We start from the raw sequence: 20,133 nt of genomic DNA, 5'->3' as shown, positions 1-20,133 counted from the left end.
TTATACCATGATACATAAAAAAACACGGAAATATATCCCCGCTGATCTTGAAATTAAATGGGAAAACCTGGAACCGGTTTATAACGAATTGGTTGATCGCCCTATAAATTCGGTTGAAGAATTGGAGCAATGGCTGCATGACCGTAGTGAACTGGAAGCTGCCTTAGAGGAAGATTTTGCCTGGCGCTACATCCGCATGACGTGTGATACCACCAGTGAAGAACTGCTGCAAAACTTTCAATATTTTGCAACGGAGATAGAGCCCAAAACGGCGCCATTCAACAATCAGCTAAACGAAAAACTGGTAAACAGCGAGTTTGTAGACAAGCTGGATAATGATAAATACTTTGTTTACCTGCGCGGCATTCGCAAGGCGCTTGAGCTATTCAGAGATGAGAACATTCCGCTGCAAACCGAACTGCAAATTGAGCAGCAGAAATACCAGGGCATAACCGGCTCCATGAGCGTACATATTGGCGATAAGGAGTTTACCCTGGAGCAGGCATCGGCTTTGTTAAAAGATACCGACCGCAGCAAAAGGCAGGAGGCCTGGGAGAAAATAACCGCCCGACGCTTGCAGGACAGGGAAAAACTTGATGAATTGTTTGACCACCTGCGCTCATTAAGGCATAAAGTAGCATTGAATGCCGGTTTTGAGAATTACAGGGATTACATGTTCCAGGCTTTGGGCCGGTTTGATTATACCGCGCAGGATTGCTACGAGTTTCATGCCGCTATTGAAACCGAGATAGTGCCAATATTGCGGGAGCAGGCCGAAAAACGTAAGGAAGCACTTGGCCTTAATACACTGAAACCATGGGATGTAGATGTTGACACCAGTGGCAAAGCCCCCCTTAAACCGTTTAAGGATGGCGATGATCTGATAGAAAAATCTATACAGTGCTTCAGCAATATTAACCGCTACCTGGGCGAGCGGCTGGAAATTATGAAAGATAACGGCCTGTTTGATGTGGAGAGCCGTAAGGGCAAAGCACCGGGCGGGTATAATTATCCACTATCAGAAACAGGGGCACCATTTATTTTCATGAACTCGGCCAATACCTTTAGAGACCTGACCACCATGGTACATGAGGGCGGCCACGCGGTACATACCTTTTTAACGGCCGACCTGGAGCTGAATGATTTTAAACATTGCCCGTCTGAAGTGGCTGAGCTTGCTTCCATGTCAATGGAGCTGATCTCTATGGATAACTGGAATGTTTATTTTGATAACGAGGAAGACCTGAAACGTGCGCGAAAAGATCAATTAATTGATGTGTTAAAAACCCTGCCCTGGGTAGCCGTGGTAGACCAGTTTCAGCATTGGATATATACCAACCCTGACCATACCGCCGAAGAACGCCGGGAAGCATGGATCAAAATTTATGAGCCTTTTGGCGCAGGCTTTGCCGACTGGAGCGAACACCCGGAAGCGGAAACTAACTTATGGCAAAAGCAACTCCATATTTTTGAGGTGCCGTTTTATTATATTGAGTATGGCATGGCACAGTTAGGCGCTATTGCGGTATGGAAAAACTACAAGGAAAACCCGGAGAAAGGTTTACAGCAATATCTGGACGCATTAAAACTGGGTTATACCAAAACCATCCGCGAGATATATGAAACCGCTGGTATTCAGTTTGATTTTAGCGCGGGCTACGTTAAAGAACTTGCGGAGTTTGTACGCAGCGAAATGGAAAAACTGTAGCAAATAGCAACATACTTTAAAAGCCTGTCAGTGTACTGAACAGGCTTTTTTTGTGTAACCATAATGCAGGTTTCACCAATCTGCTAAAACCCATCACAATAAATACTAAATATTATATTAAAATTCTCATTATCAATTATTTATATTTAATTATTATTGATAAGTAGTTATATTTAAATCATCTTAAAACGTGTTTTATACACTTGTATTCTACACCAATTCGCTCTGATTGGCATAGTTATAGATATAGATAGTGTATGAAAAAGATATCATCATTTATACTCGGCATAATGGCTTTTAGCTTTGCAGCAAGTGCGCAGGAGTTAAAGCCGATAAAAATAGATAGTGTTGTATCTGTTAATTTACCTGTTGAACATGAAGTAAAAGATACATTAGGTCAAAAGATATATTCAGGCAGCGGTTCATTAGGTTATATGATCGTGATACGCTCTAAAAACGCCAACAGCAAACCGCTTGAAAAAGAAAAGGACCTGAACAACGTATTTAAAGAATACATCAAAAAAGTACAGGGCCAGTCATCAGGCAGTGTGATGAACGCCCGTGATACCACCATCGGTAACTTAAAAGCCAAAGTTTTTGCTTTAGAGGCGGATAATGGCAGCGGTGTTGAGTTAAGGGATTTCGCGGTGATCTACACTAAAGATGCTACTTATACATTTGAGTATATGTACCCGGAAAGCCGTAAGGATCTGGTTAAAGCTGAAAATAAAGCCTTTTTTAATTCAATTAAAGCATCTGAGGCGTTACAACGTACCGACCAATATGTTAACACCGAACCAAGTGGTGTATCGCAAACCGGTAAAATAGCTATTTATGGTGGTGGTGCCTTAGCATTGGGTTTAATAGCATTCTTTGTATTCCGTAAAAAGGAAGAAACTGCGCTATCCTAATCAGGGCGATATAACCAACTCTTAATAAAGAAGGCGGGTATTCAAAAGAATATCCGCCTTTCTTATGTATAACCTAACTATATTATATACCGTCAGATTTCAGCTTATTGATCAGGTCATTCATATCAACCTCAACAAATGATGTTGAATAGTCAGACAGACCATAAGGAATAATTAACTTATTGTTGTTTACAATAGACCCGCAGGAGTAAATAACGTTGGGAACATAACCCTCACGCTCTTCACTGTTAGGGATGATCAGTGGTTCTTTTAAACGGCCTATTTCTACCGATGGATCATCCAGTTTTAACAAACTCGCGCCCAGTACATACCGGCGCATAGGGCCAACACCGTGGGTGATCATGATCCAGCCATGTTCCGTTTCAATAGGCGAACCGCAGTTACCTATCTGTATAAATTCCCAGTTAAAGCGTGGCTCCTGCAGTAATACCGGCTTTTCCCATATATTGATCTTGTCCGAATACATGATGTAGTTGTTACAACCATCAATACGGGAGATCATGGCATACTTACCATTTATTTTACGCGGGAAAAGTGCCAGGTTTTTATTTTGTGCGCCTTCGCCATAAAGCGGCATGATCCGGAAGCTGTAAAAATCGGTAGTTTGTAACAGCTTAGGCATAATCAGCGCGCCATCGTAAGCGGTATAAGTGGCATAATAGGTAGTACTGCCGTCATCATCAGTAAACTTTACAAAACGGGCATCCTCAATACCTTTACGCTCATATTCAGATATCGGGAAAATTACCCGGTCTGATATATCCGTGTCCAGCGAAAATACGATCTCGTAATATGAATCAGCCAGCCAAAGTATTTTATCAAATTCTAGCTTATAAATGTCGTTTTCCTGCAGCTTTTGCGAATCAAGAATAATACGACGCAAATTAGAATATTCAAAGTGATGGTCGAGCTTGGCCTCAAGCTCCTTCAAAACATCAATATTTATTTGCGTGGCGATGGCCTTTTCAAAAAACAGCTTTTTATTATAAACCGCATTGCGTACTATCTCGGCCTCATCAATATAATTGCCCGCGGGTAATACGGTAATGTTGTTATGTTTATCAAACAATGCCCTGCGGAAGGTGATGGATGATATGTGCCCCTCACCTACTGCGCGGAAACTCATGATTACGCGGCGCTCGCCTTCTTCCAATTCAGATTGATCAGGATCATCAACTATTGATGGGTTAAAAAACGCTGCCGACTCGATAGAATATTCATGTGTAAAATACGAGCCTATCAGCAGTTTACGGTAAACGGTAAGCGAGTCAAAATCAATACCTAACTCCTCAAACAGCGGTTTTAATTTACTGCAATGGCGGTTAAGTACACGGGTAATATTACGGTGACGTTTGGAATACTCCTGCAATATAGGCGACACGATACCAAAGGCGGCATCCTCACTTATCACCATCACTTTTTGTATTACCTGCTTGGCACGATCGTTACCGTTGAAAAAAAATCTGGCTATTACGCGCCTCGAATCCGGGTTAACCCGTATTGGCTTGCGTAGAATAGGAAGTCTCATATATAATAAATAAGTTTTACCACTAACAGCTATAAAGGCATTTTGATTGCCCTGTTTTTATTGTTTTTTACTCCAAAAAGCAAATAAGGTTACATTTAACACTAAACACAATCAGCAAAACAATTGGTTTAAAGTTTTTTGAAATAGTGAATTGAGGTAGCGATTAGTAAATGGAGATTAGTGATTTGTTATCAACAACCAATCACGGATTACTAAACACTAATTACTTACTCAAACCATCCTGTTGCGCTTAATAAGGTAAGCTCTGAGCACCTGGTTATAGCCGGCGCTGATGTCGGCATCGATCAGGTCGATATTGTATTGGGCGCATTTTAATTCAAGCTGATAGCGGTATTGCTGTAATGCTACGCGATAAGCATCGCGGATACGGTTAGGATGCACCCTGATCTCATCGCCGCTCTCCATGTCAATAAACTGATGCGGCCGGTTGTCAAACTCAAAATCAACCTCGTGTTTTTTATCGGTAACATTAAAAATCACTACTTCGTGCTTGCTGAATTTGAGGTGCTGTATAGCCGCGAAAAGCGCCTGTTGCTTTTCATCATCCATACTGTTTTCAAGCATATCGCTAAAAATGATTATCAGCGAACGTTGGTGTACCTCAGCGGCAATGTGGTGCAGTACCCCCGTAATATGGGTTGCGGTATTTAACCGGGTATTGATATAGGCTTTTTCCAACTCGGCATACAGGTAAAATAAATGGGTACTTGTAGAGCGTGCCGCACTTAAAAAGTTGATCTGATCTGAAAAAGCACATAACCCAAAGGCATCCCGCTGTTTTTTGAGCAGATACATTAATGACGCTATAGCGTACACAGAAAATTGCAGCTTGCTTATCCCCTTTTCCGGATAGTTCATGGATGACGAGGTATCGAGCAGTAAATAGCAGCGCAGGTTGGTTTCCTCTTCAAACTGTTTTACAAACAACTTATCGGTACGGGCCAATAGTTTCCAGTCGATGTTTTTTACCGACTCGCCGCTGTTGTACAACCTGTGCTCGGCAAACTCTACCGAAAAACCATGAAACGGGCTTTGATGCAAGCCGGTTATAAAACCCTCAACCACCTGCCGTGCCAGCAGTTCAAGGTTAGCCAGTTGCCTTACGGATGCATCATCGTTAAGTTTTGCCATTATACAATAATAGTAATTGCCCTGATGAAACCATAACGCATAAAAAAAGCGGCACCATATAGCACCGCTTAATTTATATTAAAAAAACGACAGGAGGATTATACCTGAGCGCTTAGTTTATTTGCTAATACTGATTTTGGCACCGCGCCGATCTGTTTGTCAACGATCTCGCCATTTTTAAAGAACAGCAGCGCAGGTATATTACGGATGCCGAACTTCATGGAGATGCCGGGGTTGTTATCAACATTCACTTTACCTACAACGGCCTTGCCATCGTATTCTTTAGCCAACTCTTCAACTACAGGGCCTACCATGCGACAAGGGCCGCACCATTCTGCCCAAAAATCAACCAACACCGGTTTATCTGATTTTAATACAAGTTCCTCGAAGTTTGCATCAGTTATTTCTAAAGCCATCTTTGTTCCTTTTTTATTTTGTTATACAAATATATACTAATCAAATTGCTTGCCACAAGTACCGGGCTGACATTGTGACAATGAGATTATCTACACCTGCCAGAGTAACTTTCGGGTGACGCTAAAGGTAATATTTTACGCCAAAAGGGCACAAAGTATTTATTAACAACCTCTCATGGTCTGGTTTCCCTGCAAGCTATCTCTATTTTATAAATTGCGAGGTACGAAGCAATCTCTTCAGGATACCCGGAGTAGCACAAGCCCTGCTAAAGCAGAGCCTTTAACCGGGTAGGACGTAGCCGGCGATTTTTGTTTCTTTTGATCGCTCAAAAGAATTTCAGGACAAGTAATAAACTGTTCTTTGACAAGTTGGAATATCCTAAATAGATTGCTTCACTATCGCTCGCAATGACGATAAAGGTAAATATGTTTATCATTACGAACGAGGTACGAGGAGAAATCTATTGCTTTATTATGAAAGTGCACAGATTACTCGCTATCCCTACTTAGTATGCAACACCGGCTGCACCCTGGTAAGGGCGAATATCTCCTCCATCAGGTCATCGCTGGGGTTTACCTTGAATACTTTTGAGGTACCGGCCGTGGTAAGGTCATCCTCTAAATCCTTTATAGTGATACGCAGGCCGCAATTCTTAACCGGGTACTTTTCATTGTTTTGCTGGATGATACCCAGCAGCGCGTTGATCATTTGTCCGTTAATATCATGCAGGCTTAGCGGCACTTCGATGGATTTGCTGCGGTTGTCACGCAGTTCAGAGAGCAGGCTCATTACCGCAATTCGCAGATCCCAGTTATCCTTTTGCCTGAATTTTTCTTCGATATTACCTTTGATGTGAATAAAAAAGCCATCAACCAGCAGGTTACGAAACTTAATGTAATCCTCACCAAACAAGGCAAACTCGTACGAATCATTATAATCCTCCAGCACAAAAGTGCCAAAGGGCTTACCGGTCTTGGTGGTTTTATGCTGTACATTGCTCATCAATCCGCCAACACAAATTTCGCCACGCTTGCGTAGTTGGGCAAAGGCCGCGGCAACATCGTCCCCCCCCTCGCCCGAGCGGGCTTTTTGCATCAGCTTGAGATCAGAAACGTTGGTATTACAAAACTTTGCCAGTTCCAGCTTATAATTATCTAAAGGGTGGCCGGTAAGGTAAATACCGATCACGTCCTTCTCGTATTTTAATTTTTCAATCAGCGGCCATTCGTCCGCGTCAGGCATTGGCGGCTCCGGGATATAAGATGCTACCGACCCGCCGAAAAGCGAGGCTTGTGAACTGTTTTGTGTGTTTTGATAATCGTTAGCGTATTTAATTAAACGCTCCACACCTGATAGCAGGCCATTTTCTGTTTTGGCAAAAAACTGAGCACGGTTATACCCAAAGGCATCAAAGCCGCCGCCGTAAACCAGGTTTTCGTACGATTTACGGTTAACGCTGCGCACGTTTGAACGGCGCGCGAAATCATAAACCGATTCATATTGCCCGTTTGCCTCACGCTCCTCTATTATACTTTCAACCGCCTTTTCGCCTACGCCCTTAACACCGGCAAGCCCAAAACGAATTTCACCTTTGCGGTTAGCCGCGAATGAAACTTCGGATTCATTGATATCCGGCCCCAAAACAACCACACCCATGCGACGGCATTCCTCCATAAAAAAGGAGATCTTGTCGATACTGTTCTGGTTGTTCAATACCGCGGCCATGTATTCTGACGGGTAATGCGCTTTAAGGTAAGCCGTTTGGTAAGCCACAAAGGCGTAGCAGGTGGAGTGCGATTTATTAAACGCGTATTGCGCAAAGGCTTTCCAGTCGTTCCATATTTTGGTCAGTTTATCTTTAGGGTGGCCTTTAGCTGTAGCCCCATCCATAAACTGTGCTTCCATTTTGTTGAGTACCTCAATCTGCTTTTTACCCATGGCTTTACGCAAAACGTCGGCATCACCTTTAGTAAAGCCGCCCAGCTTTTGCGACAGCAGCATCACCTGCTCCTGGTAAACGGTAATACCATAGGTTTCGGCCAGGTATTCCTCCATTTCGGGCAAATCGTAAGTTATGGGTTCCTGCCCGTGCTTACGTTTAATAAAATTGGGTATATACTCTATCGGCCCCGGGCGGTAAAGGGCGTTCATGGCTATCAAATCCTCAAACTTATCGGGTTTCAGGTCGCGCAGGTACATTTGCATACCATCACTTTCAAACTGGAAAGTACCGTTGGTATCGCCGCGCTGGTATAGCTCAAAAGTTATTTGATCGGTAAGCGGTATATAGTCAATATCTATTTCAACGCCATGATTTTGCTTGATAAGGCGCAGGGCATCCTTAATAATGGTGAGGGTTTTGAGGCCCAGGAAGTCCATCTTGATTACCCCTGCATCTTCAATCACCCGGCCATCAAACTGGGTAACCAGCAGGTCAGAGTCCTTAGCGGTAGCTACGGGGACTATATTGGTCAGGTCATCCGGCGCTATGATAATACCGGCGGCATGCACACCCGTATTACGTACCGAGCCTTCCAGCTTTTCAGCCTCGCGCAGTACGGTACCTTTCAGGTCATTCGCTTTATAAATCAGTTGCAGCTCAGGTACCTGCTCAATAGCCTGTTTCAGGGTGATACCCAAGGTTTCGGGCACCAGTTTTTTCAGCGCCGTTACCTCGGCCAAGGGCATATCCAGTACCCGGCCAACGTCCTGTATACTGGTACGCGCGGCCATGGAACCGTAAGTAATGATCTGTGCTACCTGGTTTTTGCCGTATTTATCAACCACATAATCAATAACCTTTTGCCGGCCGGCATCATCAAAATCCGTATCAATATCGGGCATTGACTTACGGTCGGGGTTCAAGAACCTCTCAAACAGCAAATTATATTTGATCGGGTCGATATTGGTGATACCTGTACAGTAAGCCACTACTGAGCCTGCCGCCGAGCCACGGCCCGGACCAATAAATACACCTATCTCGCGCCCGTGTTTAATAAAATCAGACACGATGAGGAAATAGCCCGCGAAACCCATAGTACGTATGGTGAACAGCTCAAAGTCTATCCTCTCCTGCACCTCTGGTAAAATATCTATATAGCGTTCCTTAGCCCCGGTGTAAGTTAGATGTTTAAGGTACTCCCACTGGTTTAGCGTATCAGCATCAGGGGTATTGTGTATCTTAAATTCTTGGGGGATAACGAAGTTGGGCAACATGATATCGCGCTTTAGTTTCAGCGTTTCTACCTTGTCTACAATTTCGTTGGTGTTATCAAGCGATTCGGGCAGATCATGAAACAGCTTGCCCATTTCAGTTTGTGTTTTGAAATAGAACTGGTCATTGGGGAAACCGAAACGGTAACCCTTACCACCCTCTTCGTCCGTAGCGATGGGCGTGCTCTGCATATCGCCGGTATTTACGCAAAGTAAAATATCATGCGCGTTCGAGTCCTGCTGATCCACATAGTGCGAATCATTAGAACAGATCACCTTAACATTATGCTTTTTAGCGAATTTAAGCAGGGCATTATTTACAATTTCCTGCTCGGGTATGTTGTGGCGCTGCAGTTCAATGTAATAATCCTCGCCAAACAGGTCAAGCCACCACTTAAGCTCGCGCTCACCGGCTTCTTCGCCGTTCTTCAATATCTCCTGCGGTACCGATGCACCGATGCAGCAACTGGTAGCGATAAGGCCTTTATGATATTTCAGGATCAGTTCCTTATCAATACGCGGCCATTTGCTGTACAAGCCTTCCATATAACCCAGCGAACAAAGCTTAACCAGGTTACGGTAACCTTCGGCATTTTTGGCCAGCAGCAACTGGTGCCGCCTTACGTCCTTCTTTTCTTTGGTAAATTGCTTAATGTGCCTGTCATTAACCACGTAAAATTCGCAGCCAACTATGGGCTTTACGTTATGCTTGCTTGCCTCGGCTACAAACTTAAACACGCCGAACATATTGCCATGATCGGTAATGGCAAGAGCTTTCATACCATCGGCAGCGGCTTTTTTGTAAAGCTTGCCTATATCGGCAGCGCCATCAAGTAATGAAAACTGGGTATGTACGTGTAAATGGGAAAAATCAGGCATAACAACAACTCTAAATCAAATTAAACACAGAAATACAAAGTTATCAAAAAACAACTTTAACCTGTTATGTGTTGAAAAACTAAGTACCGGATTTAGCTAACAAAATTTGTTTTTTGTGCCGTATTCCCCGTTTTGATTAATCATTTTAGCAACTGTTGGCTACCGGTAAAATCACATTGCACGTTATTTGATGTTAAACACCTTGTTGCTTCTTCACCCTAAAATATATTACAATTTTGAAAAAATTTGGACGCATCGCCCTTAAAACTATACTTTGGATAATTGCAAGTGTTATATTTTTAATACTACTTGTAGTTATTTTAATACAGGTACCGGCTGTACAAAACTTCGCTAAAAATAAAGCAGTAACATTTTTACAAAACAAGATAGGCACTAAGGTGGAGATTGGCCACCTGTCGTTAGGTTTACCCAAACTGATTGTTTTAGAAGATGTTTATTTTGAAGATCAGAAACGCGATACGCTGATAGCCGGTGATAAGCTAAAGGTTGACATCAGCCTGTTTAAATTGCTTGACAATACCGTTGAAGTAAACGAGATCAACCTGCAGGGTATAACCGCCAACATCAGCAGGGGGCCCGACAGCCTTTTTAATTTTGATTATATATTAAAGGCCTTCGCGGGTGAGCAAAAAAAAGAGGTAAAACCTGAAGATACCACCTCAACCATGAAATTCGCCATGGGCGATATTATCCTTGACCGGATCAACATTAAATATAAGGACGAAACCACAGGGAACGACATTAAATTCCTGTTAGGGCACTTTGATACCCGAATTAAGGAGTTTGACCTGGATAAGATGAAATTCGGCATTCCGAAGATCAACCTGTCAGGTGTTAATGCTACCATTATACAAACCCCTAAGGGATCATCAATAGCGCAAACCGCTACTACAGATACCGCCGCTACCGAGCCTTTGAACATGGAGCTCGACCTGGATGAGGTAAACATATCCAAAGTAAAGGTTGATTACCGCAGCAGCGAAATGGCCGCCAAGGTTGACCTGGGTAAGCTGTTAGTAGCCCTGGATAAGATAGACCTGAAGAAACAGCAGGTAGGCATAGCTAATATTACCCTCGACCAAACCAATGCAAGCGTTACCTTCGCCAAACCACAAACCGTAGTAAAGGCTGCCGAAAAAGCGGTTAAAACGGTGGATACATTAGTATCATCTCCAACTAAATCGGCATGGGCGGTAACGCTTAAAAAATTCACCATCAATAATAATAACATCAGGTTTGATAATAATGCCCAAAAGCCGCTTAAAGCAGGCCTTGACCCGGGGCACATGTACATTAAAAACCTGAATGTTGATATTGAGAATGTATCCTACAACCCGGATAGTTCATCAGGCCGGATCAATGCCGTAACCTTTAATGAAAAAAGCGGCTTCGCCCTTAAAAAATTCAACACCGACTTCTTTTACGGGCCAAAGAGCGCTTACCTGAAAGACCTGCTGGTTGAAACACCAAACACCGTACTGCAAAAATCAGTTGAAGTAAGCTACCCATCTATTGATGCCATCAGCAAAAACATTGGCTCGCTGGGGGTAAATGCCAACCTTGATGGCAGCCGCCTGGGTATGAAGGATGTTACCCTGCTGATGCCGGCCATGGCTAACATGCCGCAGATGCGTAACCTGCGTAATGCCGTGTTCCGCATTAACGGTAAGGTAAACGGTACGGTGAATGATCTGCACATACGCGATCTGGAACTGCTTGGCTTTGGCAGTACCCGTATCAAGGCATCCGCAGATATGCGCGGCCTGCCGGATATGAACAAGGCTTACTTTAACGTAAACCTGAAAGAGTTTAATACTACCCGTACCGATATTTATAAACTGGCCTCAGCGGGCATGATACCGCCTACGGTAAGCATTCCAGCCAACATCAACCTTAAAGGTACTTTTAAGGGCAGCATGAAGGATTTTGATACTAAAATGGCACTGCGCTCAAGCTATGGCGCGGTTGATCTTACTGCCGGTATGCGCAGCGGCCGCCGCAAAGGCAGCGAAAAATATTCGGCTAATATAAGGGCGGTTAACCTGAATGTGGGCGCGCTTACCAAACAACCGCAAATGGTGGGCATGGTAACCTTATCAGCCAACGTTAAAGGTACAGGCCTCGATCCTAAATACGCCAGCCTTAACTTTAATGGCAACGTCACCAAGGCTTATGTAAAAGGCTATAACTACCGTAACCTGGTATTGCGTGGCAGCGCCAGCAACGGCAGCTACGTAGCTAAAGCGTTTATGAAGGACCCGAACATCAACTTTAACCTGGATGCCAAGGCCAACATGAATAAAAAATACCCATCTGTAACGGCTACCCTTCTGGTTGACAGCATCAATATGCAAAACCTGAAGCTAACAAAGGATCCGATGCGTTTTCATGGCAAACTGGTGGCTGATGTACCCACCGCCGATCCGGATTACCTGAATGCCGACATTATGCTGACCGATATGGTGCTAATACAAAAAGCACAGCGCATACAGTTAGATACCATCAGCCTTAAATCAACCGCCAATGCGGATAGCAGCGCGCTATGGCTTAAAACCCCGATGCTTACCGCGCACCTGGGCGGCAAGTATACGCTTACCGGCATTGCCCCTGCCATGCAGGATATGATTGCTAAATACTTTAACACCGCCCTGGCCAGCGGCACAAAACCGGCACCAAAGGTTAAATACCCGCCGCAGCAATTCGCATTTGATATACGTTTTGTAAAAACTCCGCTGATAGAACAATTCGCGCCGGAACTGAAAACGCTTGACCCGGTACTGATCAATGTCCGCTTTAACAGCACCACCGGCGAGTTGATAGTAAAAGGCGCTGTACCTAAAGTTGTATATGGCGAGCAAGTGGTTAATAATATGGCGTTAGATGTTAATACAACCGATAGCGCGCTTAACTATAAACTCTCGGTTGATGAGGTGAAGGTATCTCCGTCTATCGATATATTATACACCTCCATATCAGGCAACCTGCAAAACGATAAATTGTTTACCAGCCTGCAGGTACGTGATAAGGAACGCAAAGAACGCTACCGCATTGCAGGTACGCTAAGCGTGTTACCACAGCAATACCAGTTCAGCTTTGTGCAGGATGGCTTGCTGCTTGATTATATGCCATGGGCCGTTAATGCAGATAATGCCCTGCAATTTGGCAACAAAGGCATACTGGCCCGTAACTTTACCATTACCAACGCTAACCAGGTATTAAGCGTTAACAGCAACCCGCAGCAGGCTAATTCACCTATTGATGTACAATTCCGCAACTTTAAGATAGAAACGTTGACCAAAATGGCCCAGCAGGACTCGCTGCAGGTTGGCGGTACCATTAACGGCGATGCCAACGTGAGCAACCTGCAAGCTGCCCCGGTATTTACCGCGGCCATCAACGTAGGCGATTTTAACTTTAAAGGTGATACGGTTGGTAACATCGCTATTAAGGTTGATAACCAAACCGCCAATGCCTATGCCGCTAACGTAAGCATCACCGGAAAAGGCAACCAGGTTGATCTGAATGGTTTATATTACACCGCGCCTGAAAGCCGTATGGATATGAACCTGAACATTGTAAAGCTGGACATGAAGAGTATACAAGGCTTTAGCTTTGGTGCCATACGCAATGCCAGCGGTGATATTACCGGTGCCTTAAAAATTACCGGCACACCGGCAGCACCGGCAGTACGCGGCGATATCAACTTTAACAAGGTTGGTTTTAATGTATCGATGCTGAACTCCTACTTCCGTATGCCGCAGGAGAGCATAACCTTTAATGATGAGGGCATCCGTTTTAATGATTTTACCCTGGTGGATTCAACCGGGAACAAGGCCGTTATCTCGGGCAGTGTGTATACCAAAACCTATACAGACTTTGCCTTCGGGATGAATATTAAGGCTGATAACTTCAGGGTGATCAATTCTACCCAGGCAGATAATAAGCTGTTTTGGGGTAAGCTTTATATCAATACCGATATTAAGGTTCGCGGTGATATGAAATCTCCGGTAGTGGATGCCAACCTTACCGTGAATGAAAAAACAGACATGACCTTTGTACTGCCAACATCTGATCCAAGCGTTGAAGACCGTGAGGGTGTGGTAGAATTTATTGATAAGGACGCGCCAAAGCTGGATTCGATCTTCTTGGCCCGTCAGTTAGATTCACTGCGTAAATCGGATGTTACCGGCATGGATGTTTCAGCAAATATCAACGTAAATAAAAATGCTAACTTCAATATCGTGGTTGATGAGCGCAGCGGCGATATGGTGAAAGACCTGCGCGGTGAGGCCAGTTTGAACGGTGGTATTGACCCAAGTGGTAAGATAAACCTGACCGGTACTTACACTGTGAACCAGGGATCATACAACCTGTCATTCGCTACGGTTAAACGCCGTTTCGATTTCAAGAAAGGCAGCACGATACAATGGACTGGCGACCCTACCAGCGCCAATATTGACCTGACGGCTATTTACGTAGCCAACGTGCCGCCTATTGACCTGATCGCCAGCCAAACCGACCAGCAAACCAGCGTAATGGCTAAACAGAAGCTTCCATTTAACGTGAACCTGAATATGCGCCAGGAATTGTTGAAACCGCAACTTAGTTTCGACATCATTTTGCCTGACAGCAATTACTCGATGCCGCAAAATGTGCTTACCATTGTTGAAAACAAGCTGGCACAAGTAAGGCAGGATCCTAACGAACTGAACAAACAAGTATTGGGTGTATTGATACTGGGCCATTTTATTGGCGACAACCCGTTGCAGAGCCAGGGCGGAAGTGCCGGTGTTGAAGGTGCCATCCGCAACAGCGTAAGCGGCTTGCTTACCGATCAGTTAAACAACCTTGCCGGAGGCCTGGTAACAGGTGTTGACCTCGATTTTGGTTTAACATCCGGCGAAGACTATTCATCCGGCACGGCAACAAACCGTACCGACCTGAACGTGGGTGTTTCCAAACGTTTCCTGAACGACAGGCTAACGGTATCAGTAGGCAATAACTTTAACCTGGAGGGTGCGCAGTCGGGGCAAAAGGCTACCAACATTGCCGGTAACGTATCTGTAAATTACAAATTGAGCCGTGATGGTCGATATACCTTACGTGCTTACCGCCGTGATGAGTTTGTGGTGATACAAGGCCAGATCGTTGAAACCGGTTTGGGCTTTACTCTAACTATGGATTATAACCGTTTCAGCGAGATATTCCGCAAACGTACCGCCGAAGAAAAAGCCTTGCGCCGTAAATACAGGCAGGAAGAGAAACGCAAAAAAGAAGAAGAAGATAAGCGCAACGAGGCACTTGAACGCAAGGATGAGCAACAACAGCAGCAAGAAGAGCAACAGAAGAAAGAGCAACCTACAAACTAAACTCATGATAAAAAATATAAAATACGTTTTAATACTCACCCTGTTTTTAAGTGCCTGCAGTAATACCAAATACCTGCAGCCGGGGCAAAAGCTGTATACCGGCGGCAAGGTTAAAATTATTGATACCGACAGTTTAAAAAATAGCGACCGCAAAGCGCTTGAATCTGACCTGACACCGCTTTTAAGGCCTAAGCCAAATTCATCAATTTTAGGGTTGAGGGTAAAGCTTTACATCTATAATAAAACCCGCACTAATAAAACCAAGGGCTTTAAGCATTGGCTTAACACCAAGTTTGGCGAACCGCCTGTGTTGGCCAGCCAGGTTAACCTTGAAAAGAATAGTGAAATACTGCAAAACCGCCTGCAAAACAAAAGCTATTTCCAGGCTATGGTAAGCGGTGATACCATCGGCAAGAAAAAAACGGCAAGGGCTGAATACACCGTTTCCACCGGCCCAGCTTACAAAATACGCAGCGTAACCTTCCCGAAGGGCAATGAAAACCTGGACACCGCGATCGCGGGTACCGCAAAGGAGACCTTATTAAAGCCGGGCGAAAATTATGACCTGGACGTTATTAAAACTGAGCGTTTGCGGATTGATGCTAAACTGAAAGAAAAAGGCTTTTTCTATTTCGCGCCTGAAGATATTATTATGCGGATAGACAGCACTGTAAATAACCATCAGGTAGATATTTTTGTAGCGGTAAAACCGGCGGTTAATGACCGCGACCGCCGTATTTATACCATCAACAAGTTGTTCGTTTATCCAAACTATTCTCTGCGCGATACGGCATTGCACCTGGATCAGGCTGTACCTTACCGTTGGTATAACGTGGTTGACAGGAGAAAGACCATCCGTCCGTTCGCTTTTAAAAATACAGTGTTGATGCAGCCCGGCGATGTTTACAACCGTACAAATCATAATAACTCGCTTAACCGGTTCATCAATTTAGGCCCATACAAATTCGTTAAAAACAGGTTTGAGCCAGTAGCAACGGATTCATCAAAACTGGATGTATTTTACTTTTTAACCCCCTACCCTAAAAAATCTATCTCGGTTGATATACTGGGGCGTACTAACTCTGCCAACTACACCGGCTCACAAATTAACCTTAACTGGCGCAACCGTAACGCCTTTAAGGGAGCCGAACTTTTGAGTGTAAGGTTATTTGGAAGCACTGATGTGCAGATCTCAGGACAAGGCGGCGGCTTTAACGTGTATCAGGTGGGTGGTGAAATGAAGCTGACCTGGCCACGGTTTATCGCGCCTATCAACATCCGGTCAGACAACGCGTACATTCCGCACACTAACCTTACCCTGGGTTATACCTTAATTAACCGTACCAAATTATACACGCTTAATTCCTTCAACGGATCGTTCGGGTATGATTGGAAAGAGAATGTACACCGCAGCCATGAGCTTAATTTACTTAACATTACATTTGTTAACCCGGCAAATGTTACTCAACTGTATCGCGACAGCATAAAGAATAGTAATAACCCGGCATTACAACATGTTATTGACAGGCAATTTACCTTTGGCCCGAGCTATGGGTATACCTATACCAACACGACAGAGGAATACCGTACAAACACTATATTTTACAACGGCCGTATCAGCTCTTCAGCCGTTTTAACGGGTTTGGTAACAGGTGCAGACACACCCGCTCATGTTAAAACTTTATTAGGCACACCATTCAATCAGTTTGTAAAACTGGAGAACGACTTTCGCTTTTATCATAAAACCGGTCAAAACAGCTCAATAGCAACCCGCCTGCAGGTAGGTGTTGGTGTACCATTTGGTAACTCTACCGTAATGCCTTATAGCCAGCAATTCTTTATCGGTGGTTCAAACAGTTTGCGTGGTTTTAGGGCCCGCTCTATTGGTCCGGGTACATTTTATGCCGGCACCGTAAACGAGGGCGGTTTTTTGGCTGACCAGGCAGGCGATATTAAAATTGAAGGCAACGTGGAGTGGAGGCCAAAGCTGTTCAGCATTGTTAGAGGAGCCGTATTTGTTGATGCCGGTAATATCTGGCTGATGCGTAACAATGGCTTACAACCGGGTGCCACTTTTGGAAAGGACTTTTATAAGGAATTCGCGGTTGATGCCGGTGTTGGTTTACGTTTTGATATTACCGTATTGGTACTGCGTACCGATTTGGGTTTCCCTATACGCAAGCCATGGCTACCCGAAGGACAGCGCTGGGTAGTTGATAAAATTGATTTTGGCAGCAGCGCTTGGAGGCATGATAACCTGGTATTTAACCTTGCTATCGGTTATCCGTTCTAAAGAAGTTTGCGGTTTGCAGTGGGCAGTTCTCAGTAACGAATATAATTGCCTGCTGCAAACTGCCCACTGCAAACTGAAAATACTACCTTTATCACCAATGCAATACATTATACCGCTACAAATTATTGACCTGCATGGCGACGGTTTCCATCCGCTGATAGATATATCCCTTTTTGGCAAAACCCATAAACTGGTGTTAGATACAGGTGCCTCACGCACCGCGCTTGATAAAAACCTGCTTGCCGAAGCCAATGGTGATGATTTTATTTTAGCAAGCGATAAACTATCGACAGGCCTGGGCACCAACTCCATGGTATCATTTACCGCTACCTTGAGTGATATGTATTTAGGCGGCCTTAAACTGGAAACATTTGATGTAGCCGTGCTCGATCTTTCAACTATCAATATCGCCTACGAACAGCTTAATCACCCTAAAGTATTAGGTGTGTTGGGTGGTGATGTCCTGATAAAATATAAGGCACTGATAGATTACGGCAAGCAGCAAATAACGCTGAAAACCCGTAGCAAAAAATCATAAAAAAAGCCTCCCGGATAAATCCGGGAGGCTTTTAATTTCTATATCGATCAAACTGCTTTACGCGTCGATCTTGGCATATTTCGCGTTCTTTTCAATAAACTCACGGCGCGGGGCAACTTCATCACCCATCAGCATGCTGAAAGTATGGTCGCACTCCGCGGCGTTTTCAATAGTGGCCTTTTTAAGTGTACGAGTGGCAGGGTTCATGGTAGTTTCCCAAAGCTGCTCGGCGTTCATCTCACCCAAACCTTTGTAACGTTGTACGTGTACGCTATCCTCTTTACCGGCACCTTTAAGGCGTTGTATGGCAACATCACGTTGTTCATCAGTCCAGCAATACTCCTGCTCCTTGCCTTTTTTTACCTGGTAAAGCGGCGGCGATGCAATGTATACATATCCAAACTCAACCAGTTCCTTCATATAACGGAAGAAGAACGTAAGGATCAGCGTGGTAATGTGCGATCCATCCACGTCAGCATCAGTCATGATCACAATTTTGTGGTAACGCAGCTTGGCGATATTAAGCGCCTTAGCATCCTCAGGGGTACCTATGCTTACGCCCAGCGCGGTGAACATGTTCTTGATCTCCTCATTCTCGTAGATCTTGTGCTCCATGGCTTTCTCTACGTTCAATATCTTACCACGTAAAGGTAATATGGCCTGTGTATCGCGGTTACGGCCCTGTTTGGCTGTACCACCTGCCGAGTCACCTTCGACCAGGTAGATCTCGCACAATGCCGGATCGCTGTTGGCGCAATCGGCCAGTTTACCCGGCAAGCCTGAGCCACCCATTACGTTTTTACGCTGCACCATCTCGCGTGCTTTACGCGCGGCGGCACGGGCAGTAGCAGCCAGAATCACCTTTTGGACGATCAGGCGGGCCTCTTTCGGATTTTCCTCCAGATAGTTGCTTAATATTTCACCAACGGCAACGTTTACCGCGCCGCTTACCTCGCTGTTACCCAACTTGGTTTTGGTTTGGCCTTCAAACTGAGGCTCGGCAACCTTTACCGAAATAACGGCGGTTAAACCCTCACGAAAGTCATCACCTGTAATTTCAACCTTAACATTTTTAAGCAATCCCGATTTATCGGCATAAGCCTTTAACGTACGGGTTAAACCCATACGGAAACCGGCAACGTGCGTACCGCCTTCGATGGTGTTAATGTTGTTTACGTACGAGTGTACGTTCTCTGAGTAGCTATCATTATACTGTAAAGCCAGCTCAACCGGTACGCCCTGCTTGGTACCCTCTACATAAATAGGCTCGGGAATGATGGAGTTACGCGTACCATCTAAAAACTTCACAAACTCCTTTAAGCCGCCTTCTGAAAAGAAGTCCTCAGTAAGAAAGCTGCCATCAGGCTGTGGTTCGCGCTCGTCTGTTAACGACAGGCGGATACCTTTATTTAAGAATGCCAGCTCGCGTAAACGGGCGGCAAGGGTATCATATTTATACTCGGTTGTGGTGGTAAAAATCTCCGCATCAGGCTGAAAGGTTTGTATGGTACCGGTACGTTCGCTTACGCCAATCTCCTTTACCGCAAACAATGGCTTTCCGCGCTCATACTCCTGGGTAAATATTTTACCCTCACGGTGTACTACCGTTTTAACATGTATTGATAGGGCGTTAACACAACTTACACCCACACCGTGCAAACCGCCGGATACTTTGTAGGTATCCTTATCAAATTTACCCCCGGCGTGTAAAACGGTCATTACAATTTCTAATGCAGACCTGCCCTCTTTGGTGTTGATGCCGGTAGGAATACCACGGCCATTATCCTCAACCGTAATTGAATTACCTTTATGGATAGTAACCTTTATATCATCACAATAACCGGCAAGTGCTTCATCTATCGAGTTATCAACCACCTCATATACCAGGTGGTGCAAGCCCTTAACGCCGGTATCGCCAATGTACATGGAAGGGCGCTTGCGCACAGCTTCCAAACCCTCTAAAACCTGTATATTATCTGCTGAATAATTTGATTTATCCTGATTTTGTTCGCTCATAAATATTTGAAAGAATAACCTTCAAAAATACGAAAAATATGTGAGACTACCGTTATGTTGATAAATA

At 44.5% G+C, this 20,133-nt stretch carries 10 protein-coding genes; 5 read left to right on the top strand and 5 right to left on the bottom strand.

Annotated elements, in window-relative coordinates; translation table 11 throughout:
- The first annotated feature begins 7 nt into the window (after positions 1 to 7).
- Positions 8 to 1,708 (top strand): M3 family oligoendopeptidase, encoded by a 1,701-nt coding sequence (locus AC3WJC_RS03130; RefSeq protein ID WP_492397613.1) that lies wholly within the window; start codon positions 8 to 10, stop codon positions 1,706 to 1,708.
- Between the two features lie 257 nt (positions 1,709 to 1,965).
- Positions 1,966 to 2,619 (top strand): hypothetical protein, encoded by a 654-nt coding sequence (locus AC3WJC_RS03125; protein WP_492397612.1) that lies wholly within the window; start codon positions 1,966 to 1,968, stop codon positions 2,617 to 2,619.
- Between the two features lie 82 nt (positions 2,620 to 2,701).
- Here AC3WJC_RS03125 and AC3WJC_RS03120 read toward each other — a convergent pair whose 3' ends face one another.
- From AC3WJC_RS03120 to dnaE, 4 genes are all read right to left on the bottom strand, one after another.
- On the bottom strand, positions 2,702 to 4,168 hold the full coding sequence (locus AC3WJC_RS03120; RefSeq protein ID WP_492397611.1) for a glycoside hydrolase family 130 protein: 1,467 nt from the start codon (positions 4,166 to 4,168) through the stop codon (positions 2,702 to 2,704).
- Between the two features lie 231 nt (positions 4,169 to 4,399).
- Positions 4,400 to 5,320, bottom strand: coding sequence for a DUF58 domain-containing protein (locus AC3WJC_RS03115; protein ID WP_492397610.1), 921 nt, complete (start codon positions 5,318 to 5,320; stop codon positions 4,400 to 4,402).
- 98 nt (positions 5,321 to 5,418) lie between these two features.
- The gene (gene trxA / locus AC3WJC_RS03110; protein ID WP_345213546.1) at positions 5,419 to 5,736 is read right to left on the bottom strand and encodes a thioredoxin; all 318 of its coding nucleotides are present in this window, start codon (positions 5,734 to 5,736) and stop codon (positions 5,419 to 5,421) included.
- Positions 5,737 to 6,238: 502 nt separating this feature from the next.
- Positions 6,239 to 9,829 carry a DNA polymerase III subunit alpha gene (dnaE, locus tag AC3WJC_RS03105; protein WP_492397609.1) on the bottom strand — a complete coding sequence of 1,197 codons (3,591 nt, stop codon included), beginning with the start codon at positions 9,827 to 9,829 and terminating at the stop codon, positions 6,239 to 6,241.
- A 236-nt stretch (positions 9,830 to 10,065) separates the two neighbouring features.
- Between dnaE and AC3WJC_RS03100 the strand changes: the two genes are divergently transcribed.
- From AC3WJC_RS03100 to AC3WJC_RS03090, 3 genes are all read left to right on the top strand, one after another.
- Entirely contained in the window at positions 10,066 to 15,219 is a 5,154-nt protein-coding gene (locus tag AC3WJC_RS03100; protein ID WP_492397608.1) for a translocation/assembly module TamB domain-containing protein, read from the top strand.
- A 4-nt stretch (positions 15,220 to 15,223) separates the two neighbouring features.
- On the top strand, positions 15,224 to 17,512 hold the full coding sequence (gene tamL / locus AC3WJC_RS03095; RefSeq protein ID WP_492397607.1) for a translocation and assembly module lipoprotein TamL: 2,289 nt from the start codon (positions 15,224 to 15,226) through the stop codon (positions 17,510 to 17,512).
- A gap of 97 nt (positions 17,513 to 17,609) precedes the next feature.
- Positions 17,610 to 18,050, top strand: a complete 441-nt coding sequence (locus tag AC3WJC_RS03090; RefSeq protein ID WP_492397606.1) for a retropepsin-like aspartic protease — start codon at positions 17,610 to 17,612, stop codon at positions 18,048 to 18,050.
- Between the two features lie 57 nt (positions 18,051 to 18,107).
- Here AC3WJC_RS03090 and gyrB read toward each other — a convergent pair whose 3' ends face one another.
- Positions 18,108 to 20,066, bottom strand: coding sequence for a DNA topoisomerase (ATP-hydrolyzing) subunit B (gene gyrB / locus AC3WJC_RS03085; RefSeq protein WP_492397605.1), 1,959 nt, complete (start codon positions 20,064 to 20,066; stop codon positions 18,108 to 18,110).
- Positions 20,067 to 20,133 lie beyond the last annotated feature (67 nt).

It is taken from the genome of Mucilaginibacter sp. FW306-07-L, assembly GCF_058782065.1.
This window is presented reverse-complemented; position numbering and strand designations above follow the sequence as displayed.